The organism is Aeromonas sp. S19(2024), assembly GCF_041402625.1.
Lineage (GTDB): Bacteria > Pseudomonadota > Gammaproteobacteria > Enterobacterales > Aeromonadaceae > Aeromonas > Aeromonas caviae.
The window spans coordinates 407,381-428,581 of record NZ_JBGLQU010000003.1 but is presented as its reverse complement, the minus strand read 5'-3'; the positions used below and the strand labels follow the sequence as shown (position 1 = coordinate 428,581).

Here is a 21,201-nt window from a genome sequence, read left to right as displayed (position 1 = left end):
AGGCCATCGTCCAGATGGCCTGCCATGTCTGGGCCAGGCGCTGGGGACGCGCGGAACAGTCCGTTCGACCCTGACCGCGTGAGGATGCACGGATCCCGGTAGACGCGGCTTGCGTGCCTACCCTCACAGCCCCTACTATATGCCCCCTTCTTTTCTACCATCGGCAACTACCCATGAGCGCTTCCATCTATCTCGTCAAAGGCCGCGAAAAATCCCTGCTGCGTCGCCACCCCTGGATCTTCTCCAAGGGCATTGAGCGGGTGCAGGGCAACCCCGTTGACGGCGATACCGTCGAGATCTTCACCCATGACGGCAAATGGCTCGCCCGTGGCGCCTGGTCCGGCAGCTCCCAGATCCGTGCCCGGGTCTGGACCTTCGACAAGGATGAGAGCGTCGATCTCGACTTCTTCATCCGTCGCCTCAAATATGCGCAGGAGTCCCGTGACGGGCTCATCAAGCGTCAGGGCCTCACCGGCTATCGCCTCTGCGCCGCCGAATCCGACGGTCTGCCGGGCCTCACCATCGACCGCTACGCCGACTTCCTGGTGTGCCAGATCCTCTCCGCCGGTGCCGAGTTCCAGCGCGAGCTGATCACGCAAGCCCTGCGTACCCTCTACCCCGAGTGCAGCATCTATGAGCGCTCCGACGTGGCCGTGCGCAAGAAGGAAGGGCTGAAGGAGCGCACCGGCGTCATCCATGGCGAGACCCCGACCGACCTCGTGGTGATCGAGGAGAACGGCGGCGTCAAGATCCTGGTCGATATTCGTAACGGTCACAAGACGGGTTTCTATCTGGATCAGCGGGACAACCGCCTTGCCGCAGCGAAATACACTGAAGGCAAGCGGGTGCTCAACTGCTTCTGCTACACCGGCGGTTTCGGGGTCTATGCCCTCCAGGGCGGTGCCAAGGAGGTAGTCAACGTCGATCTCTCCCAGAATGCGCTGGACATCGCCCGCCAGAACGCCGAACTGAACGGTCTCGATACCAGCAACACCCAGTTCGTCCGCCACGACGTCTTCAAGCTCTTGCGCGAATATCGCGAGAAGGGCGAGAAGTTCGATGTCATCGTGCTGGATCCGCCCAAGTTTGCCGAGAGCAAGGCCCAGCTGCTGGGCGCCTGCCGCGGCTACAAGGACATCAACATGCTGGCCTTCCAGCTGCTGGCGCCGGGTGGCGTGCTCTTGACCTACTCCTGCTCCGGCCTGATGGAGCAGAGCCTGTTCCAGAAGATAGTGGCCGATGCGGCCCTCGATGCCGGCCGCGACGCCCAGATCCTGGAGCTCCTCTCCCAGGCATCCGATCACCCCATCGGCACCGCCTATCCGGAAGGCTTCTACCTCAAGGGACTGGTGGTGCGCGCCCGCTAAGCCGAGCAGACCAGCGCAGCCCCCTTGTTCCCGGTTCCAGATCCGGGCCAGGCTGGGTTCTGCTAGTCATCAAAAAGCCCGCGATCGTAGCGGGCTTTTTTTATGCGGCCGCCAAAGAGACAACCTCCCCCCGACTTTGCCACCAACAGCGATTGCTGCCCCCATCCCTCCTCTTCCACTGACGACTGCCATCTTCAATCAAAGGTTGCCGCATCGTTAACCCGAATCTCATCTCTCTTTCACTACACAACCCACCAGCAGAGACATGCCCGGCATTTGCTTTATGCAAAAGCATGAAATATTACGCATCAAAATTCAAAAATCCTCGGGGAAATATCAGCCATAAACGCATATCCACTCATTTGAATGAATATTGCTGTTTTCCCCCTGCAATGGATCACGCCATGCCCCTTGTCCGCCTCGCACATTGCCTGGGGCGACAATACTCGCCCACCACAAGTCATCCCGCTCAATCACGCGCTGGCGCGCCCAGCGGGAAGTAGTGTCGAAATGGCCTCGCCTCCTCCACCACCCGCACGATGGAGGGATGATTGAGCAGACGGGCGCGATAGGCACGCAGACGGCCATAGCCAGCCGGGATCTCGTGGGCCCAGTCGGCGTAGAAGAGCGAGGGTGCGGCGGCGCAATCGGCCAGCGTGAAGTCTGCGCCGGCAATCCAGTGGCGTCCTTCCAGCCGCTGATCGAGCCAGGGGTAGATCTGATTGAGCAGCTCGCGGGCCTCCACTGCGCCATAGCGGTCGCGATCCGCGACCGGGCGCAGCGCATCCAGCACCACTTTTTGCATCGGCGTCATCACATAGTTGTCGAAGACGCGATCCAGCATATGCACCTCCAGACCCGCATCGCCGGGCGGGATCAGGCTGACTGGGCCCGGATGGTGCGCCTGCAGATGGGCGACGATGGTGCTGCTCTCGAGGATGCAGCGACCATCATCCAGCAACACCGGGAAGCGCTTGAGTGGCCAAAGGGCGGCAAGTTCGGCGCTGGCCGCCGGCTCTTCGAGGTTCAGGTATTCGAACAGGGTGGCATTCTCGTAGAGAGCGATCAGCACTTTCTGGCTGTAGGACGAAAAGGGGTGGGCATAGAGTTTCATAAGGATGTTCCTGACGCTCAGAGGGATGACTTCCCTAGTCTAGATCCCCTCTCTATTTTCGATGCGTCCCTATCCCATGCTGGTTTTGGGATGATAAACGCCCATTCATGACGGCAATCACACTCGTATGACTCTCTTTTAGGTAGGGTGATCCCGCCTGTGGCCGCCAAGCCGGGGCAGCCGACTCATCAGGGTTGATGAGCGGCACCACAACAAAAATCGATGTCAGGCCAAGCTGAACATCATCAAGGATCCCGTCATGAATCAATCATTGCCGCTGTTGACGCCGCTGCGGGGCATCGCTGCCCTGATGGTGGTGCTGTTCCACGCCCGCTTGCTGCTCTTCCCCCAGTGGATGGAGTCGATCGCCGGCCACACCCAACTCATCGAGAACGGCTACCTCTGGGTCGATCTCTTCTTTATCTTGAGCGGGCTGGTGCTGGCCCATGTCTACGGGGAGGCTTTCGCCCGCACGCCCCGCACCATAAGTTATGGCCGCTTCCTCTGGCTGCGGCTGACCCGGGTTTATCCCCTCTACCTGGTGACCCTGCTGCTGCTGGTGGGCTGGGAGCTCTACAAGGCCCACCACGGGATTGGCTTCTACGCCGGCCCCCTGTTCAAGATGTGGGAGTGGGAAGGAATGCCTCCGTTCGGCTCACCCTTTACCCCGGCCGAGGCGCTGCCAAGCAGCCTGTTGCTGCTGCAGGTGGTGACCGCTCACGGATTGACCTGGAACTTCGCTGCCTGGTCGCTCAGCGTGGAGTGGATTAGCTATCTGCTGTTTCCGCTGCTCATTCCCCTCGCCGTCACCCGCAGCCCCTGGAGCAACCTCGCCCCCTTGCTGGCCCTGACGGTGCTGGCCTTTATCGTGCACAGTCGCGGTACCCTGGATGTCACCAGCGGGGCGCTGGCCATCGGGCGCGGGGTGAGTGAATTCGTGCTCGGCCTCTGGCTGCTGCCGAAGGTGAAGGCTGCCCGCCAGTGGTCCATGATGCAGCAAGATCTGCCGCTGCTGCTCGCCTTTATGCTCCCCTTCGCACTGATGCAGTTCACCATGACACCGTTGTTGACCCTGCTGCTGATCAGCGCCTACGTGTTGCTGATCTGGATTGCCGCTGTCCAGGGTGATCGCCAGAGCCCGCTGCTGCGCCTCCTGGACAACCGCTTCACCAACTGGCTGGGGGATCTCTCCTACTCCATCTACCTGCTCCACGCCCTGGTGTTGCTCACCGGCTGCGAGCTTGTCCACTCTCTGGCGCCGGGGCTCACCGCGTGGTGGTACGCCCAGACCAACCCCTTGCTGGGGGTGCTGGCCACCCTGTTGATGCTCGCCGTGCTGATCGGGCTCTCGGCGCTGAGCTACACCCTGCTGGAGCGGCCGCTGCAACGGCGACTGCGCCGGCTAGGCAAGGCGCCCCAACCAGTGATGGAGCAAGCTGGCTAGTTTCCGTCGCCACATGCTGCCCCGATGCAAGACCGGCACGCCGTCGGGGCGGCTCAAAGTGGGACTAGCCTGAGCAAGGCGAAGAGTACGGCTCTTTTTGAACCCGACAATCCCCTGCGCTTTGTGTGAATTCCAGTTCGAATCAAGAGGGCCGTCTGTGGCATAATGGCCCGTCCTGTGGTCCTCGGCGGGGCTTCGCTGGCGCATCCTTGCCCTCCTCCCGTCCTGCCAGGCAGCCTGACATCACTGTGTTCACAGGCCGCCAGGGCCACCCTATTTTTGCGCGCACATTTGACGGTGCCATAGCAGTTATTTGCACACGCAAGTCTGCCCACACAAGGGGAAAGCATGTCTTCCATTCGTCTGACCCAATACAGCCACGGCGCTGGCTGCGGCTGCAAAATCTCTCCCAAGGTGCTCGACACCATCTTGAAGAGCCAGATTCCGGGCTTTGACGACCCCACTCTGGTGGTCGGCAACAGCAGCAAAGATGACGCCGCCGTGGTGGACATCGGCAACGGTCAGGGCATCGTCTCTACCACCGACTTCTTCATGCCCATCGTCGACGATCCCTTCACCTTCGGTCGCATCGCCGCCACCAATGCCATCAGCGACATCTATGCCATGGGCGGCAAGCCCATCGTCGCCATCGCCATCCTCGGCTGGCCCATCAACACGCTGGCGCCGGAAGTGGCCCAGCAGGTGATCGACGGCGGCCGCCAGGTGTGTCACGAGGCGGGCATTTCTCTGGCAGGCGGTCACAGCATCGACGCCCCAGAGCCCATCTTCGGCCTGGCGGTGACCGGTATCGTGCCTCTCGACGCCATCAAGCAGAATGACACCGCCCAGGTGGGCGACACCCTCTATCTGACCAAGCCCCTTGGCATCGGTATCCTCACCACAGCCCAGAAGAAGGGCAAGCTCAAGCCCGAGCATGAGCAACTGGCCCCGGATGCCATGTGCACCCTCAACAAGATTGGCCAGCGCTTCGCCGCCTTACCCGGCGTGCACGCCATGACCGACGTGACCGGTTTTGGGCTGGCAGGCCACCTGCTGGAGATGTGCGAAGGTTCCGGCGTCAGTGCCCGTCTGGACTTCAAGGCGCTGCCGCTGCTGGACGAGGTGGATTACTACCTGAGTGAGGGCTGCGTACCGGGCGGTACCCTGCGCAACTTCGACTCCTATGGTGACAAGCTGGGCGCCATGGATGATCGCACCCGCAACATCCTGTGCGACCCGCAGACCAGCGGCGGCCTGCTGGTAGCCGTCGGTAAAGAAAGTGAAGCCGAGCTCCTTGCCATTGCCGCACAGGCAGGGCTGACCCTCTCTCCCATCGGCCAGTTGCAGGCCCGCACCGCCAACCAGTTCATCGAGGTTGTCCAATGAGTGCCCTGTCACTGGCCACGGATTACGCCCGGATCTTTCTGGATGAGGTTCCACTCATCGATCTGCGCGCCCCCGTCGAGTTCAAGGAAGGGGCCTTTCCCACCGCCGTCAGCCTGCCGCTGATGACGGACGAGGAGCGCGCCCGGGTCGGTACCTGTTACAAGCAGGAGGGACAGGCCGCAGCCATCGCCCTGGGCCATCAACTGGTGGGAGGCGCGGTGCGCGCCGCGCGCATGGAAGGCTGGCTGGCCAGGTTGCGCCAGCAACCCGACGCCCTGCTCTACTGTTTTCGCGGCGGCCTGCGCTCCCAGACAGTGCAGCAGTGGCTGGCCGAGGCCGGCATCACCCGCCCCCGGATCGCGGGTGGCTACAAGGCGCTGCGCCACTTTCTCATCGACACCCAGGCGAAGGCCAGTGCAGAGTGCGGCTGGACCGTGCTGACCGGCATGACCGGCTCCGGCAAGACCCACATGCTGGCGCACATCACCCAGGCGGTGGATCTGGAAGGGCACGCCCGTCACAGGGGGTCGTCGTTTGGCCAACTGCCGGGTGGGCAACCCGGCAACATCGACTTCGAAAATCGGCTTGCCATCGAGCTGCTTCAGCGTCGCAACCGGGGAGAGTCACAGTTTGTCCTGGAAGACGAGAGCCGTCTCATCGGTCGCTGCGCCCTGCCACTCAACCTCTATGAGGCCATGTGCCGGGCTCCTCTGGTGGTGGTGGAGGTGCCGCAGGAGGCACGGGCCGAGCAGATCCGCACCGATTACGTGCAGGATCTCTGGCTGCGCTATCTGGAGTTCCATGGGCCAGATGCAGGCTGGCCCCTCTTTGCCGGCTACCTCACCGACGCCATGGCCAGGCTCAAGCGCCGACTCGGTGACAAGGATTATCGCGAACTCGATGGGCTGTTGCAGGCCGCCCTCAGGGAACAGGCCCAGAGCGGGGACACCCGCGCCCATCTGGTCTGGATCAGGCTGCTGCTGACTCGCTACTATGACCCCATGTACCGCTATCAGCTGGACAACAAGCGCGAGCGGATCCTGTTTCGTGGTGACAAGGAGGCCTGCCTCGCCTTCTTCGCCAAACGCTCCCCCCTTCAGACCCCTCAGGAGAGTCCCACATGTTGAAGTTCGAGGTGATCCCGGTCACCCAGTTCGCCCAGAATTGTTCTCTTATCTGGTGTGACGAGACCCGCCAGGCTGCCCTCGTCGATCCCGGCGGCGAGGCGGACAAGCTGCTGGCCGCCATTGCCAAACGGGGGCTGACCCTCACCCATATCCTGCTGACTCACGGCCATCTGGATCACGTGGGCGCCGCCGCCGATCTGCGCGAGAGAACCGGTGTCGCCATTACCGGCCCCCACAAGGAGGATGCCTTCTGGCTCGATATCCTGCCCCAGCAGAGCCAGATGTTCGGCTTTGCCCATACTCCGGCCTTTACACCGGATAGCTGGCTCGAACAGGGTGACAAGGTACAGGTTGGCAAATGCGAGCTGGAGGTCTATTTCTGCCCGGGCCACACTCCGGGCCACATCGTGCTGCTCTGCCAGGCAGAACGCCTCGCATGGGTGGGGGATGTGCTCTTTGCCGGCAGCATAGGCCGCACCGATTTCCCGCGCGGGGATCACGGGACGCTGATCAAGTCGATCACCGAGACCCTGCTGCCGCTCGGGGATGAGATCGTCTTTATTCCGGGCCATGGCCCGAGCTCCACCTTTGGTCACGAACGGGCCAGCAATCCCTATCTGACACAGCCCATCTGGTAATCCCCCCGCTCCTCGCGGGCATCCCATTGAGCCTTGAGGCGCAAGATCTCCGGCATGATCTCGAGAAAACGGGAGAGCAGCCGGGGATCGAAGTGCTGGCCTGCACCATCGCGCATGGTAGCCAGCACCCGGTCCAGGGGCCAGGGCTCCTTGTAGGGACGACGCACGCTCAGGGCGTCAAAGACGTCAGCGATGGCCACTATCCGCGACGCCTCGGGGATCCCCTCACCGGTCTCGCCAGCGGGGTAGCCCGAGCCGTCCCATTTCTCGTGGTGGTGCAGGGCAATCTCCGCCGCCATGCGAAAAATGGGGGCATCGGATCGCCTCAGGATCTCGTAACCGATGCGTGGATGACTTCGCATGATGACCCACTCCTCCTCGGTGAGGGGGCCGGGCTTCTTGAGGATGTGATCGGGGATACCAATCTTGCCCATGTCGTGCATGGGGGCCGCAAGCTCCAGCAGATCCGACTGCTCCGGGCTCCAGCCCGCCGCATCAGCCAGGGCCCGGGCGTATGCGGCCATGCGCCAGATATGCACCCCCGTGTCGGTGTCGTTGTAGTGGCCCGCCTCGCTCAGCATGACGATGGCGGTGCGATAGCTGCACTCGAGCTGATCGAGGCGCACCAGGGAGAGATGATTGCGCACCCGGGCACGCACCGTGCTCGGACAGACCGGCTTGTAGATATAATCCACTCCGCCCGCCTCGAACCCCTGGCTCTCGCTGTCTGCGTTGTCGCTCGCGGTGATAAAGAGCACCGGGATCCCGGCGTGAGCCGGATCGGCCTTGAGCCGGCGGCACACTTCGTAACCATCCATGTCGGGCATGCGCACGTCCAGCAGGATAAGTGCCGGCTCGTGACGCCCCACGGCGGCCAACCCCTCCTCTCCCCCTTTGGCAAAGAAGAGGTTGTACTCCTCTTTGAGGATTTGCCGCAGCAACCCGAGGTTGCTCGGCTCGTCGTCGATGATCAGCACGCGCGGTCGACTCATGGCGCAGGTTCCTCCCGATCCTCCAGATAATCCTCCAGCTTGCGGGTGGCGAACGGGATATCGAACAGCTCCAGGGCTGCACTTATTTCGCTCACCAGCTCGCAAGGCAAGTGACTCCTTGCCTGGCTCAGCGCCGGCTCAATCAGATCCAGATCCTCGCTCACCAGGGCCTGATGCAGGGCGTGCAGGCAGACCTCCCGCGCTTCCCCCTGGGCCAGCGGGGAACTGACCGCGCCCGGCTCGCGCCCGGCATAGGTATCGATGGAGTGTTGTGCCCGCTCCAGGGCCTCGAGGAAGGGTGCGATAAGCTGGCTGGTATCGCTCCCCTGCTCGATGGCCTCGTTCAACTCGGCACTGATACGCGCCACATCGGTGAGCGACAGGCTGCCCGCCACCCCCTTGAGCTTGTGGGTCAGGCTCGCGGCCGCATCGGTCTCGTGCTGGGCGATGTAACCCGGCAACACGGTACCGACCGTCATGTAGTCATCGCGAAAACGCCGCAGGTATTTAAGATAGACCGAGGCTTCACCCCAGTTGCGCAGTCCGGTATCGATATCGATGCCGGCCACCGGCTCGTGGGGGAGTCGCTCGTCGTTCACGGTGAGCGGCAGGACTACGTCCGGCAGATAACGCAGCAAGGTCGCGATGAGCTGCTCCACATCGAGCGGCTTGGCTATGAAGTCGTTCATGCCAGAGGCCAGCGCCGCCTCCCGCTGATCCTTGAATACCCCTGCGGTGAGTGCCAGCACGGGAGTCTCCTCCCGCCCCGGCAGCAGGCGCAGGCGACGGGTCGCCTCGTAGCCATCCATCACCGGCATCTGCACATCCATGAGCACCAGATCAATGCGCCGTGCCGGATCTGCCAGGCAGGCCAGGGCTCGCTCCCCATCGATGGCGGTCATCACCTCGGCCCCCTCCCGTTGCAACAAGCGGGTCGCCACCTCCAGGTTGATGTCGCTGTCATCCACCAGCAGTATGTGCACGCCCGGCAGGCGCAGACGGCGCTGGCCACTCTCAAGGGGCTCCACATGCTCGCGCTTCTCGTGGATGAGACGCGCCACCGCGTTGTAGAGACTGGAGCCGGTGACCGGTTTGTGCAGCACCAGATCCACCTGATCCGAGCCGGGGCGGTGCATCAGTTCATCCTGGGAATAGGCGGTCGCCATGATGATGATGGGTGAACGCTCCTGCTGCTCGAAGGCGCGGCGAATGGCCAGGCAGGTCTCGAGCCCGTCCATGCCCGGCATGATCCAGTCCAGCAGGATCACGTCGAAACGCTCCCCCTGGCGCAGCAGATGGTGCAGCGCCTGCTCACCGGACTCCACCACCCGCGACTGCCATCCGAGGGAACCCACCGTCATCGACAGGGCGTCGCGGGTCACCTGATTGTCGTCGGCGATGAGCAGCGAGATGTGCTGCAGGCGCTCGTTCAAGGCCTCGGGCCGCTCCACCTGCTCCAGCCGGACGCGGAACCAGAATTCGCTCCCCTTGCCAAGCTCGCTGGTGACGCCGATATCCCCCCCCATCAGATTCACCAGGCGGCGACTGATGGTCAGACCAAGCCCGGTGCCCCCGAAGCGGCGACTGGTGGAGGAGTCTGCCTGGGAGAATGCATTGAAAATGTTGGCCTGCTGCTCGGGGGGAATGCCGATCCCGGTGTCGCGCACCCGAAACAGCAAGGTGGCCATGCCGTCTTGCTCTGATTCCAGCACAACCTTGACCTCCACCTCGCCGCGTTCGGTAAACTTGATGGCATTGCCGGTCAGGTTGAGCAGCACCTGCTCGAGGCGCAGGGCGTCCCCAATCAGATGGGAAACCGGCTCGGGGGCACTGCTCACCACCAGTTCGAGGTGCTTCTGGCCAACGCAGGTGGACATGATGGCCGCCACGTGATCGAGCACCTCTTCGAGACTGAATGGCACCCGCTCAAGCTCGAGCCGACCCGACTCAATCTTGGAGAAATCAAGGATGTCGTTGATGATCCCGAGCAGCGCCTGCCCGGCCTGGTGGATTTTGCGCACCAGGGCATGCTGACCATCGTCGAGCCCTCCCTGTTCGAGCAGGTAGGTCAGCCCCATGATGGCGTTCATGGGGGTGCGGATCTCGTGGCTCATGTTGGCGATGAAATCACCTTTGACCTGTGCCAACCTGGCCGCTTCCTGCTGGGCCAGTTGCTCCTTGTGCCTGCTGCGCACCAGTGCAGCCACACCGGCACCAAACAACAGCAGCAGCACGGCGCTGGCGGCCAAGATGATCCCCCAGATATGAGTGCGAATGGCCTGCAGCTCGCTGTGCGGCACCAGGGACGCGGCTTTCCAGATCAGCTGATCATGATTCTGTGCCGGGTACAGGGTGGTCCAGCTCCAGAGTCCGTCGGCAGACTCCATCTGGCCGTTTGATGCGTCCCAGAACGCCTGCCAGGCCTGGGGAGAAGTCTGCTTCAGAGTCAGATCCGGGCGCTCGAGCATGAAGCCCCACTCCCGGGATGGGTCCGGGCTGCGCAGCCAGTATCCATCCTGGTTGAACAGCATGATGTGATCGGCTGCCTTGCCGCGGTTGTCGGCAAACTCCTTGAGCATACGGGCAGCCTGGACGTTGATAAGCAGCAGACCAAGATCACGCCCCCCAAGGCGCAGACGCTTGGCAATGCGGATCATGGGGTTGAAGGGGCGATCGATCACCCCGTGTTCAACGTTGAGATCGAGCGGCGAGACGTAGACCCGCTCCCAGGGCAGCGCCATGGCATCGCGAAAGTAGTAACGCTCCCCCTTGTTCTGCAACTGGTCGTCCGCTACACGCCACAGACGCTGGCCCTGACGTTCGATGCGCACCCGCTCCATGCCATCTGGGGCAAGCCAACGCACCTGGGCATAGTCGGGATTGCGGTTCAGCAGGATGGTGAACTGGACGGCCAGGGTGTCACGGTCATTGCGAGCCGCCGCTTCGAGCAGGATGGGTTCTTCCGACATGCTGCGCACATGGCGCAGCGGCACCGCCAGCTCGCCGTCAAGGCGGCCGCTGGCAAGCGCCAGGAAGGTGCTCTCATCGCTGCGAACGCGATAGAGCTCGCGCTCGATCAGTGCATTGCCCAGAAGATAGCCACCCGCCAGGACCAACAGCAGAATAGGTGAAAACAGCAGGATATATGTCCGTACGATTCCTTTCATAACGGTCAACATCGCCCCGAAAAATGGACTTGCCCGAGTACTTTTTGAACATCAGAGCACCACAACACGTGTCCTGCTGTCAATCATGCCTTCAAGTAAAGACCAATAGTGCTGTTTGAGTATTTTATTTTCCCGGAAAAAATGCTGTAAAAACAAAGAGGCCACCCGATTGGGTGGCCTCTTCACAGGAAAGTTCGTTGTCGATTAGACGCGAACGAAATCCAGGTGAACCAGCTTGTAGCGAACCGGGTGACGCTGGATAGCCTTCACGTTCACTTTGACTTCTTCACCGTTGATGACCAGGGTCAGCTCGGAGGAGTAAAACTCCGGCTTCTCTTGGGCCAGGATCAGCTTTTTGTGGTCCAGGGTAACGGACACGGCTTCTTTGCCTGCACCGTAAACGATGGCAGGAACCAGGTCAGCATGACGCAGGCGGCGGCTCGCACCTTTCCCCAGGTCAGAACGGACTTCAGCTTGGAATACGAAAGACATAGTGATTATCTCTTTTAAGATGAATGTATGGTGTTGACTGCGACCGGTCAGCACCTCGCAAAACGAGCGCGAATACTAGCACGGGCCCGAAGGGGATACAAGGAAAGAACCCGCGGCACTCCTCTCTAGGCAAAAAGGCACTCCACCACGCCTCTCGCCATCTCCTAACGCCCCTGCTCCAGACGGGCAAACTGCTGCTGTCGCTGGGCCGGGCTCAGGGAATCGAATTGCGCCAGAGTCTGCGCTTTCGGGCAATAGAGGCGCTGCCCGGCCTGTACCTGGATCCCTTTGGCCATCCTGTCACGATTTTCCTGCACCAGCGCCAGCAGATAACTGTAAGTATCCGAGCCGCCGGCCTCCTTTGACTGAAGCTGGCTTGCAATGCGCCACAGGGTTTCTCCCGCCGCCACCTGATGACAAACCCGCGATGCCTCCCCTGCCGCCGTGGCGGAAAGAGTCAGGGTCGCCTGCTCAGGGGCAGAATCTGCGGTGGCCATGGGCTGTGCATCTCCCTGTCTTGCCAAGGCCTGTGTGGGGACCTGCCCCCCAAGTCGTGCGAGCAAGGGCTCCCCCAGAGGCATCCGCGCCTTCCTCTCCCGAGGCAGGGAGAACTCGGCGACAAAGGCGACAGCGCCCGGGACTTCGAACGAGGGGGCCGAGGAGGCGGCTTGCTGTACTGATTGGTGGGGCGCCATGCCATAGGCCATCTCATCGATGCGCTTTAGCCTGGCCAGGTAAGCCTTGGAGAGCTGGGCCTCCCCTTCGAACAGATCGAAGGGGGGCACCAGCCGGGCAGGAAAGAGGATCTGCCAGCGGCCATTCTTCTTTCTCTGTTCAAGTGGGGGAAACTGATTGCCCCGCCAGGCCGCAAAAATGGGCGGCACGGGGCGCAGCACCGGATAGAACTCCGGGTTGAGCTGCACCCAGGTTTGTTCCGCAATGGGTTGATACCCGCTGATGTTGACCAGTGCCACCCCCAACCAGATCCCCAGCATATGACGGCCTCCCTTCCCTTTGGCGTCTCGTTGCTTTCACACTATGGCTCAGAAAACAGATAGATAGCAGCTTAGCACTGGGCAATGGCGCTCTGCACCCGTTTATCCGAGATAGGGTATGGCGTCCCCAGTTGCTGGGCGAAGAAGGAAACTCGCAGCTCCTCGATCATCCAGCGGATATTGGCCACCTCGGCCGGGATCAGCTGGGATTTGGGGATCTTGGCGAGCAGTGCCTTGTACTCCGACTCCACGCTGTGCACCTTGAGCATGTAGACCCGATCCCGGTTGGGATCGATGGCGAGCTTCTCGAGCCGCCGCTCGATGGCCCGCAGGTAGCGCAGCAAGTCAGGCAGCCGCTGCCAGCCGGTCTCGGTGACAAAGCCCTTGTGAATGAGGTTACCCAACTGCTGCTGGATGTCCGACATGGCAAAGGCGGTGTCGAGCTGCATCTTGCCCTTGAGCCGTTTCTTGATCTCATGGGAGAGGGTCAGCACGGCTTCCACCTGTTTGGCCACCTCCACCACCGCATCGTTGAGCTCGGCGCGGACATACTCCTTGAGCGCCTCGAAACCCGCCTCGTCCCAAGCCATGCCGCCGTGCTGCTCAATCAGCTTGTCGCAGCCGCAGGCGATGCAGTCGTCAATCAGCTCGGCCACCTTGCCAAAGGGGTTGAAATAAAGTCCCAGCTTGGCCTTGTTGGGCAACTTCTCCTGCAGATACTTGATGGGAGATGGCACGTTGAGCAGCACCAGCCTGCGTTGGCCTGCCCACATCAGCTGCTGCTGCACCACTGGACTCTCCACCAGCTGGATGGCGACCGAATCCTTCTGATCCACCAGGGCCGGATAGGCTTTCACCTCGAAACCGCCCCGCTTCTGACTGTACTCCTGGGGCAGCTCGCCAAAGCTCCACAGGGTGAGGCCAGACTGCTCGATATCGTCGTCCGCCACTTGCGACAGGGTCTCCTGCACTTTGCCGCGCAGCGACTCTTTCAATGCCTCCAGATCCTTGCCTTCCGCCACCTTCTTGTGTTTGTCGTCCACCACACGGAAGGTGAGTTTCAGGTGATCGGGCACCGCAGCCCAATCCCAGGATTCACGGGGCACGGTCACGCCAGTCATGCGGCGCAGCTGACGCTCCATCTCGTCCAAGAGCTGCCCCTGCTCGGGGTTGATACTGGCGAGCAGCGCATCGGCATAGTTCGGCGCTGGCACGAAGTTCTTGCGCATCGGCTTTGGCATCGACTTGATAAGAGCGACGAGCAGCTCGTGACGCAGCCCCGGGATCAGCCACTCGAACCCCTTCACCTCCACCTGATTCAGGAGCGGCAGCGGGATATGCAGGGTCACGCCATCCGCCGCCTCCCCCGGCTCGAACTGATAGGTCAGCTTGAGCTTGAGGCGCCCCTGCTGCCAGAAGTTGGGGTAGTCGAGATCGCTGATGTGGGCGGCATCCCCCTTCATCAACATCTCTTTTTCGAAGTTGAGCAGCTCGGCATCCCGCTTTTGCGCCTCTTTCCACCACTTGTCGAAGTGGCGGCTTGATATCACCTCCTCCGGCAAACGGGCATCGTAGAAGCGGAACAAGTCCTCGTCATCCACCAGAATATCGCGCCGACGGGATTTGTGCTCCAGCGCCTCTACCTCGGCCAGGAGCTTGCGGTTATCGCTGAAGAAACGGTGGCGGGTCTCGAAATCCCCCTCCACCAGGGCGCGGCGGATAAACAGCTCGCGGCACAGCGCCGGATCGATGCGGCTGAAGTTGATGATGCGCTCGTTGACCAGAGTCAGGCCATAGAGGGTCACCTTCTCCTTGGCCATCACGGCACCGTTTTTCTTCGACCAGTGAGGGTCGCTGTGGTGTAGCTTGATGAGGTGACCTGCCAGCGGCTCCACCCACTCCGGTTCAATCTTGGCGTTGATGCGGGCGTAGAGGCGCGAGGTCTCCACCAGCTCGGCGGCCATCACCCACTTGGGGGGCTTCTTGAACAGACCCGAGGCCGGGAAGAGGTGGAAGCGGCCATTGCGGGCCCCGAGGAATTCGGGCTTCTCCAGATCCTTGTTGCCGATATGGCTCAAAAGACCGGTCAAGAGCGCACAGTGCACCGTCTTGAAGTCTGCCGGTTCCTGGTTGGCCTTGAAGCCCAGCTCTTTGACCGTCTGGCGCAGTTGGAAGTGAATGTCCTGCCACTCGCGCACCCGCAGGTAGGAGAGAAACTCCTTCTGGCACATGCGGCGAAACGGGTTGCTGCCAAGGGCATCCTGCTGCTCTTTCAGGTAGTTCCACAGATTGACGAAGGCGAGGAAGTCAGACTCCTTGTCTTCAAAGCGTCTGTGCTGCTCGTCGGCGGCCTGCTTTTTCTCCATGGGCCGCTCGCGGGGATCCTGAATGCTGAGGGCGGCGGTGATCACCATCACCTCGCTCAAACAGCCGGTTTGCGCTGCGCTGATCACCATCTTGGCCAGACGCGGATCAAGGGGGATGCGCGAGAGCTGGCGACCGATCTCGGTCAGTTGCAGTTTGGCTTCGCGATCGCCGGTGGCGGGCAGCTCGCGCACCGCCTCCAGCTCTTTCAAGAGGGTCAGACCGTCCTTGATATGGCGTGACTCGGGTGGCTCGACGAACGGGAAAGCCTCCATGTTGCCAAGGCCGAGCGCCAGCATCTGCAGGATGACCGAGGCCAGATTGGTGCGCAGGATCTCGGGGTCGGTAAAGGCCGGACGGCCGTTGAAATCCTCCTCGGAGTAGAGGCGGATACAGATACCATCCGCCACCCGACCGCAACGCCCTTTACGCTGGTTGGCGCTGGCCTGGGAGACCGGCTCGATGGGCAGGCGCTGCACCTTGGTGCGCCAGGAGTAACGACTGATGCGGGCGGTGCCCGGATCGATGACGTAGCGAATGCCCGGCACCGTCAGCGAGGTCTCCGCCACGTTGGTGGCCAGCACGATGCGCCGCCCGGCATGTTGCTGGAACACCTTGTTCTGCTCGGCATTGGAGAGGCGGGCGTAGAGCGGCAGTACTTCGGTATCGCGCAGGTTGAGCTTGCGCAGAGCATCGGCGGTATCGCGGATCTCCCGCTCGCCGTTCATGAAGATGAGGATGTCACCCAGCCCTTCGCGTGCCAGCTCTTCCACCGCATCGAAGATCCCCTGCAGTTCGTCGCGCTCCTCCAGCCCTTCGCTTTTATCACTGCTTTTTTTATCAACAAACAGTGGGCGGTAGCGCACCTCCACCGGGTAGGTGCGGCCAGAGACCTCGATCACCGGCGCCTTGTTGAAATGGCGGGAGAAACGTTGCGGGTCGATAGTGGCCGAGGTGATGATCACCTTGAGATCCGGGCGCCTCGGCAGCAGTTGCTTGAGATAGCCCAGGATGAAGTCGATGTTGAGGCTGCGCTCGTGGGCCTCATCGATGATGATGGTGTCGTACTGGGTGAGCATCCGGTCGTTCTGGATCTCCGCCAGCAGGATACCGTCGGTCATCAGCTTGATGTGGGTCTGCTCGCTCACCTGATCGGTAAAGCGCACCTTGTAACCCACGTAGTGGCCAAGCTCGGACTCCATCTCCTCGGCGATGCGGGCTGCGACGGTACGGGCCGCCAGACGGCGCGGCTGGGTGTGGCCGATGAAGCCCTTGACCCCACGCCCGAGCGCCAGACAGATCTTGGGGATCTGGGTGGTTTTGCCCGAACCGGTTTCGCCGGCGATGATCACCACTTGATGCTCTTCAATGGCTTTGGCGATCTCCCCCTGCTTCTGGCTGACTGGCAGATTGTCCGGATAGGTGACCTTGGGCACGCCCGCCAGACGGGACTGGTAGCGCGCCTGTGCCACATCCAGGTCAGCGGCGATGGTCTCGAGCACGGCAGCCTGCTTGGCTTCCGGCAGCTTCTTGACCCCGTGCAGTCGACTGGAGAGACGGCGGGCGTCGAGATTCATGCAGGCGGTAAGACGGCGGCGCAGCGCCTCGATAGAGAGAGACAAGGTACGAATTCCTTAAAAGAGTGCCCATCAAGGGCCATATCGATAGCTGGGGGAGATCCTAAAGAGCGAGGCTGGGCGGTGCAAGCCTTAAAGCGCCGCGCCAGCACATCAAGCCGGAGGCGTCATGACCATCACGGATGAAAAGAGCAGGCCGGAGCCTGCTCTTTGAAAACAACCAGACAACACCGCTCAGACTCTGGCCTGATGCACGAAACAGGTGCCAAGCTGGGCGTGGATGGCCTGCATCACATTGTGGCGGTTGATGACCCCGAGCAGGCGCCCCTCCTCCACCACAGGATAGATCTTGGGCTTTTGACCCATCATCATCTCCGCCAGATCCAGGATGCTGGTGTCGGGGCCGACTGCCAGCACCTCCTTGCGCATCACATCCCTGACCTGGGCCACCTGTTCACAGTGGTAGGCCTCCTTGAGCATGACGGCGATGCAATCCTGCTCGGAGACCCAGCCAATCAGATGTCCCTGGCTGTCCACTACGGGGCCGCCCAACTGATGACTGTTGAGAAATTTTTCCACCGCCGCCTGTACCATCATCTCTGCGCTGAAGGTGATGGGCTTGGTCTGCATGTAGTCCTTTGCCTTGAGTGATTCCATGACGCTTTCCCCCAACGAGCCTCCCGAGGGGAGGCAAGAGCCGGGCACTATGTCCGGCTCACTCCAAGCATAGCTGGTGCCTATCAGGAGATGGATTGTAACAAGAGCAGCAGCTCGTTCTGGCTGTGGCAATCGGTCTTCTTGAACACCCCCTTGAGGGTGGAACGCACGGTTTCCACCTTGACCCCGCGCAGCTCGGCGATGTCGTTGCTGCTGTAACCCTTGCTCATCAGCACCAGCAACTCCTTCTCGCCGATGGTGAGGGGATAGAGGCTGGCCAGCGCTTCGATGTCGGGGTTGAAGGCGTGCTCGGGGTCACGCAGCACCACTTCCACATAGCGTTCAAAGCGGCTGAGTCCGCTCATCAGGGTGCATTGGACCAGCAGCGGGCGCAGGTTAGGCTGACGGGGAATGGACATATAGGCGCTGGCGCCGGGCAGCAAATAGGCAAAGCCATTGAGGATCTCCTTGAGCTGGCGTTGCTGCTCCTTATTCTGCAAAGAGAAAATGCCATTGATGGCCCGCAATTCCACATTTTCATCGGCGATACGGTTGAAGGCCACATTGGAATAATGAATATGCCCCTTGTCGTCTATGATGGCGCTGGGCTTATTATGGTTTTTCACCAGCTGTTGCAACTGATAGTTCTGGGTTTCCAGGGCCAGCAGGTTCCAATAATGGTGGCTCCAGGCCGCCAGTCCGGAATAGATTTCGGAGAGCGAGGTGAGGTCGCGACTGCTGAAATCATCTTGCGCTGCACCACGGTAACTGCACAGGCTGCTCAGCCCACGCCCTTTGACCTGGCAGACGCCGCCGGCGGCGAATTGGGCGCCGAAACTTGCCAGCAGGCCCACCGAGCTTGAAATGCTGTTGGCGCTGACGATCCCCTTGCACCCTTTATCCAGGTAATGGTTGAACCACACATCCTGACGATGATGTTGCAGGTAAAACTGCTGCTGGGCCTCGGTCAGACCGCTGGAAAAAAGCTTTATTCCGTCGCTCTTGTCATCATCCCGCAATAAAAACAGGGATGAACTGCAGGAAACATCGGCGCGAAATTGGTCCACGACGAGCTTAATGTCAGAATCATTAATACCGCACTCGTATAACTGGCTGATATAGGGCGATATCCTTTCTTTCTCTAATGCCTTCACACCCGAACTCCTAATTCTTATTTTTATTGAAGAGGCATCTTACTCTGCAATGGGATAGCCGAAAAGTAGTCAAATGAACAAAGGGTTTATGATTTATTCATAAATAGTCATGAATATAGGCCCATGAATGAATATGACCAGAAAGGGTAAATAGCCGCTCATGTTTTTCCTGGCGCTGGTCGCTTTCCTCCCTGTTTTGCCTCTTGATGCCTCACCACCCACTCGCCATCCCGGCCCCTCTTCCCCCCAAGATCACGCTTTTCAACCTTGGGGTCATCTGCATCCACACCGATTCACATGTTGCATTTTGGTGACTTTGGTGTTTCCATTTTGAGCGCCGGACGATATTGTATATACAAATCATCCCCTCAACGGAATTGAACCATGCGGATCACAAGGAGAGAAAATGGAACCTGAACACACGCTCACTGCACCGGCAGGATCAGGGGCCGGCATCAAGCTGCTGCTGGCCAGTCTGCTTGGCATCGCCATCTTTTTTGTTCCCTTCGAGCTTGGCGGGCGCAGCACCATAGTGGTGGATCACCTGGCCGGCTTTCTGATTGCCCAGCGCCCCCTTGCCCTGACCCTCATTCTCTTGCTCATCGCCTATGGCGCCATCACCCCCTTGCTGGATGGCCGCTGGCGCGCCCGTCCCATCGACAGGGTATTGAGCCTGTTCAAGCTGCTCGGGCTGGCCCTGGCCATTTTGTATGTCACAGACTGGGGCTCTGCCTGGTTGATGACCCCGGATCGCCTCCCCTTCCTGTTCGATAAACTGGCCATGTCTGTGGGTCTCATCGTGCCTATCGGCGCCATGGCCCTGACCTTCCTGCTCGGTTTCGGCCTGCTGGAATTCATCGGGGTGCTGATGCAACCTGTGATGCGCCCCCTGTGGCGCACGCCGGGTCACTCCGCCATCGATGCCGTCGCCTCTTTCGTCGGCAGCTACTCGGTGGGCCTGCTCATCACCAACAGGGTCTTCCTCGCGGGCAAGTACACGGTGCGAGAAGCCGTCATCATCGCCACCGGCTTCTCCACCGTCTCAGCCGCCTTCATGATCATCGTGGCCAAGACCCTCAACCTGATGGGACACTGGAACTTCTACTTCTGGTCCACCCTGGTGATCACTTTCGTCATCACCGCCATCCTGGCGCGTGTTCCTCCCATCAGTCGCCTGGCTCACCATGGGGAGACCGACGAGCCGCTACCGGCTGGCATGAGCCGCTGGCAGGCGGCCCTCACCTGCGGCCTGACCCAGTCCCACCAGGCAGATCCCCTGCTGCGGCAATTGAAGGACAACCTCAGGGACGGTCTTCACATGGCCGCTGCCGTGGTGCCCACCATACTGTCCGTCGGTCTGCTGGGCCTGCTGCTGGCAAAGCACACTCCCCTGTTCGATCTGCTGGGCTGGCTGCTTTGGCCACTGACCTGGCTGCTGGATCTCGGCGAACCGCTCGCCACCGCCAAGGCCCTCTCGGCCGGTCTCGCCGAGATGTTCCTGCCCGCCATCCTGCTCAAGGATGCCGACCTGCTGGTGCGCTATGTCGCGGCCGTGGTTTCGGTCAGCTCGGTGCTCTTCTTCTCTGCCTCCATCCCCTGCATCCTGGCCACCCGGATCCCGGTGAGCGTGGGACAGCTGGTGGTGATCTGGCTGCTGCGCACCCTGCTTGGCATCCTGCTGGCCGCCTTGTGCGGCAGGCTGGCACTGGCCCTCGGCTGGCTCGGTTGACCAGGGCTCACAAAAAAACAAAGCGCCATCAGGCGCTTTGTTTTTATCGGGATTGTCTCAGGGGGCGATGACGGCGAACCGGCCGCTGTTGAAATCATCTATCGCCTGATGGATCTCTGCCTCGCTGTTCATGACAAAGGGCCCATAACCCACGACGGGTTCATCGATGGGCTCGCCACTCAACAGCAACAAGCTGGCCTCGCCCTCCGCCTCCAGCATGAACTCCTCCCCGTTGGGATCGAGCAGCACCAGTTGTGCTTCGCCCGCGCGCTCCTGACCGTTGATCAAGAGAGAACCCTTGAGCACCACCAAGGCACTGTTCCATCCCGCTACCGCCGGCAGCACCACACTGGCCCCGCCCTTGAGCCGCAAATCCCAGATGTTCATGGGCGAGAAGGTGCGGGCTGGCCCCTCTACCTCGCCTTGTTGCAACCCGGCATCGTTCCCGGCGATGATGCGCACCCGCACGTCGCCCTCCTTGAGGCTCAGTTGCGGGATGGTGTCGCTGGTGATGCCCTGATAACCGGGCGTCGACATCTTGTGTTTGGCGGGCAGGTTGACCCACAGCTGCACCATGTCGAGGGTGCCACCACGACGGGTGAACCCCTGAGAGTGGAACTCGTCGTGCATGATGCCGGCGGCGGCCGTCATCCACTGCACGTCTCCCGGACCGATGATCCCCCCCTGGCCGGTAGAGTCGCGATGGGCGACCTCCCCTTCATAGACGATGGTGACAGTCTCAAAACCACGGTGCGGGTGTTCCCCCACGCCCCTGGCATGATCGGCGGGCTCGAAATGTGCCGGACCAGCCCTGTCCAGCAGCAGGAAGGGGCTCAAGGCGCGGCCATGGGTCTGATACGAGAACAGTGAGCGAACCGGGAATCCGTCGCCGACCCAGTGTTGTCGAGGGGCGCTGTAAATACCGATGACTCTTTTCATGATGCTCTCCTGGGTGATCGTCACGGGATGTGTCGTTGCTCGCATTGTGAGTCTGGAAC

At 61.2% G+C, this 21,201-nt stretch carries 15 protein-coding genes; 6 read left to right on the top strand and 9 right to left on the bottom strand.

The annotated features are described in order from the left end of the window. Positions 1-173 precede the first annotated feature (173 nt). On the top strand, positions 174-1,367 hold the full coding sequence (locus tag ACB037_RS09300; protein ID WP_371175245.1) for a class I SAM-dependent methyltransferase: 1,194 nt from the start codon (positions 174-176) through the stop codon (positions 1,365-1,367). A gap of 469 nt (positions 1,368-1,836) precedes the next feature. On the opposite strand, the gene ACB037_RS09295 is transcribed toward ACB037_RS09300, so the two are convergent. Next, positions 1,837-2,481, bottom strand: a complete 645-nt coding sequence (locus tag ACB037_RS09295) for a glutathione S-transferase family protein (protein WP_371175244.1) — start codon at positions 2,479-2,481, stop codon at positions 1,837-1,839. A gap of 259 nt (positions 2,482-2,740) precedes the next feature. Between ACB037_RS09295 and ACB037_RS09290 the strand changes: the two genes are divergently transcribed. The 4 genes from ACB037_RS09290 to ACB037_RS09275 all read left to right on the top strand — a co-directional run bounded on the left by ACB037_RS09290 (position 2,741) and on the right by ACB037_RS09275 (position 7,076). Next, positions 2,741-3,925 (top strand): acyltransferase family protein, encoded by a 1,185-nt coding sequence (locus ACB037_RS09290; RefSeq protein WP_371175243.1) that lies wholly within the window; start codon positions 2,741-2,743, stop codon positions 3,923-3,925. Positions 3,926-4,273: 348 nt separating this feature from the next. After that, positions 4,274-5,311 (top strand): selenide, water dikinase SelD, encoded by a 1,038-nt coding sequence (gene selD, locus ACB037_RS09285; RefSeq protein WP_268453539.1) that lies wholly within the window; start codon positions 4,274-4,276, stop codon positions 5,309-5,311. Then, the gene (gene mnmH / locus ACB037_RS09280; RefSeq protein ID WP_268453537.1) at positions 5,308-6,438 is read left to right on the top strand and encodes a tRNA 2-selenouridine(34) synthase MnmH; all 1,131 of its coding nucleotides are present in this window, start codon (positions 5,308-5,310) and stop codon (positions 6,436-6,438) included. Before selD ends, mnmH begins: the two co-directional genes overlap by 4 nt. Then, positions 6,432-7,076: an MBL fold metallo-hydrolase gene (locus ACB037_RS09275; protein ID WP_268453534.1), complete on the top strand. Its 645-nt coding sequence runs from the start codon at positions 6,432-6,434 to the stop codon at positions 7,074-7,076. The genes mnmH and ACB037_RS09275 overlap by 7 nt, the downstream gene beginning before the upstream one ends. On the opposite strand, the gene ACB037_RS09270 is transcribed toward ACB037_RS09275, so the two are convergent. The 7 genes from ACB037_RS09270 to ACB037_RS09240 all read right to left on the bottom strand — a co-directional run bounded on the left by ACB037_RS09270 (position 7,052) and on the right by ACB037_RS09240 (position 18,474). Beyond that, complete coding sequence (locus tag ACB037_RS09270) at positions 7,052-8,068, bottom strand: HD domain-containing phosphohydrolase (RefSeq protein WP_039039149.1); 1,017 nt, start codon at positions 8,066-8,068, stop codon at positions 7,052-7,054. The two genes, ACB037_RS09275 and ACB037_RS09270, sit on opposite strands and share 25 nt — an antisense overlap. Then, on the bottom strand, positions 8,065-11,235 hold the full coding sequence (locus ACB037_RS09265; RefSeq protein WP_371175242.1) for a response regulator: 3,171 nt from the start codon (positions 11,233-11,235) through the stop codon (positions 8,065-8,067). The genes ACB037_RS09270 and ACB037_RS09265 overlap by 4 nt, the downstream gene beginning before the upstream one ends. 204 nt (positions 11,236-11,439) lie before the next feature. Further along, positions 11,440-11,727, bottom strand: a complete 288-nt coding sequence (gene rplY, locus ACB037_RS09260) for a 50S ribosomal protein L25 (protein ID WP_010674717.1) — start codon at positions 11,725-11,727, stop codon at positions 11,440-11,442. Positions 11,728-11,891: 164 nt separating this feature from the next. After that, positions 11,892-12,722, bottom strand: coding sequence for a hypothetical protein (locus tag ACB037_RS09255; protein WP_319884804.1), 831 nt, complete (start codon positions 12,720-12,722; stop codon positions 11,892-11,894). Between the two features lie 71 nt (positions 12,723-12,793). Continuing rightward, positions 12,794-16,708, bottom strand: a complete 3,915-nt coding sequence (hrpA, locus tag ACB037_RS09250; protein ID WP_371175241.1) for an ATP-dependent RNA helicase HrpA — start codon at positions 16,706-16,708, stop codon at positions 12,794-12,796. A 189-nt stretch (positions 16,709-16,897) separates the two neighbouring features. Then, positions 16,898-17,320 (bottom strand): CBS domain-containing protein, encoded by a 423-nt coding sequence (locus tag ACB037_RS09245; RefSeq protein WP_010674714.1) that lies wholly within the window; start codon positions 17,318-17,320, stop codon positions 16,898-16,900. 83 nt (positions 17,321-17,403) lie between these two features. After that, a complete protein-coding gene (locus tag ACB037_RS09240) occupies positions 17,404-18,474 on the bottom strand; it encodes a transcriptional regulator (protein WP_041215183.1) in 1,071 nt (356 codons plus the stop codon). A gap of 406 nt (positions 18,475-18,880) precedes the next feature. On the opposite strand from ACB037_RS09240, the gene ACB037_RS09235 reads away from it, so the two are divergent. Then, positions 18,881-20,203, top strand: coding sequence for a YjiH family protein (locus tag ACB037_RS09235; protein WP_371175240.1), 1,323 nt, complete (start codon positions 18,881-18,883; stop codon positions 20,201-20,203). Between the two features lie 57 nt (positions 20,204-20,260). Here ACB037_RS09235 and ACB037_RS09230 read toward each other — a convergent pair whose 3' ends face one another. Next, entirely contained in the window at positions 20,261-21,142 is an 882-nt protein-coding gene (locus tag ACB037_RS09230; RefSeq protein WP_139736305.1) for a pirin family protein, read from the bottom strand. Positions 21,143-21,201: the final 59 nt, after the last annotated feature.

Excerpts from the sequence above, each read along its gene's own strand:
- rplY (WP_010674717.1), bottom strand. The coding sequence starts at position 11,727 with ATGTCTTTCGTATTCCAAGCTGAAGTCCGTTCTGACCTGGGGAAAGGT.
- ACB037_RS09300 (WP_371175245.1), top strand. The coding sequence starts at position 174 with ATGAGCGCTTCCATCTATCTCGTCAAAGGCCGCGAAAAATCCCTGCTG.
- ACB037_RS09245 (WP_010674714.1), bottom strand. The coding sequence starts at position 17,320 with ATGGAATCACTCAAGGCAAAGGACTACATGCAGACCAAGCCCATCACC.
- ACB037_RS09255 (WP_319884804.1), bottom strand. The coding sequence starts at position 12,722 with ATGCTGGGGATCTGGTTGGGGGTGGCACTGGTCAACATCAGCGGGTAT.
- ACB037_RS09235 (WP_371175240.1), top strand. The coding sequence starts at position 18,881 with ATGGAACCTGAACACACGCTCACTGCACCGGCAGGATCAGGGGCCGGC.
- mnmH (WP_268453537.1), top strand. The coding sequence starts at position 5,308 with ATGAGTGCCCTGTCACTGGCCACGGATTACGCCCGGATCTTTCTGGAT.
- ACB037_RS09230 (WP_139736305.1), bottom strand. The coding sequence starts at position 21,142 with ATGAAAAGAGTCATCGGTATTTACAGCGCCCCTCGACAACACTGGGTC.
- ACB037_RS09275 (WP_268453534.1), top strand. The coding sequence starts at position 6,432 with ATGTTGAAGTTCGAGGTGATCCCGGTCACCCAGTTCGCCCAGAATTGT.
- selD (WP_268453539.1), top strand. The coding sequence starts at position 4,274 with ATGTCTTCCATTCGTCTGACCCAATACAGCCACGGCGCTGGCTGCGGC.
- ACB037_RS09270 (WP_039039149.1), bottom strand. The coding sequence starts at position 8,068 with ATGAGTCGACCGCGCGTGCTGATCATCGACGACGAGCCGAGCAACCTC.
- ACB037_RS09290 (WP_371175243.1), top strand. The coding sequence starts at position 2,741 with ATGAATCAATCATTGCCGCTGTTGACGCCGCTGCGGGGCATCGCTGCC.
- ACB037_RS09295 (WP_371175244.1), bottom strand. The coding sequence starts at position 2,481 with ATGAAACTCTATGCCCACCCCTTTTCGTCCTACAGCCAGAAAGTGCTG.
- ACB037_RS09265 (WP_371175242.1), bottom strand. The coding sequence starts at position 11,235 with ATGAAAGGAATCGTACGGACATATATCCTGCTGTTTTCACCTATTCTG.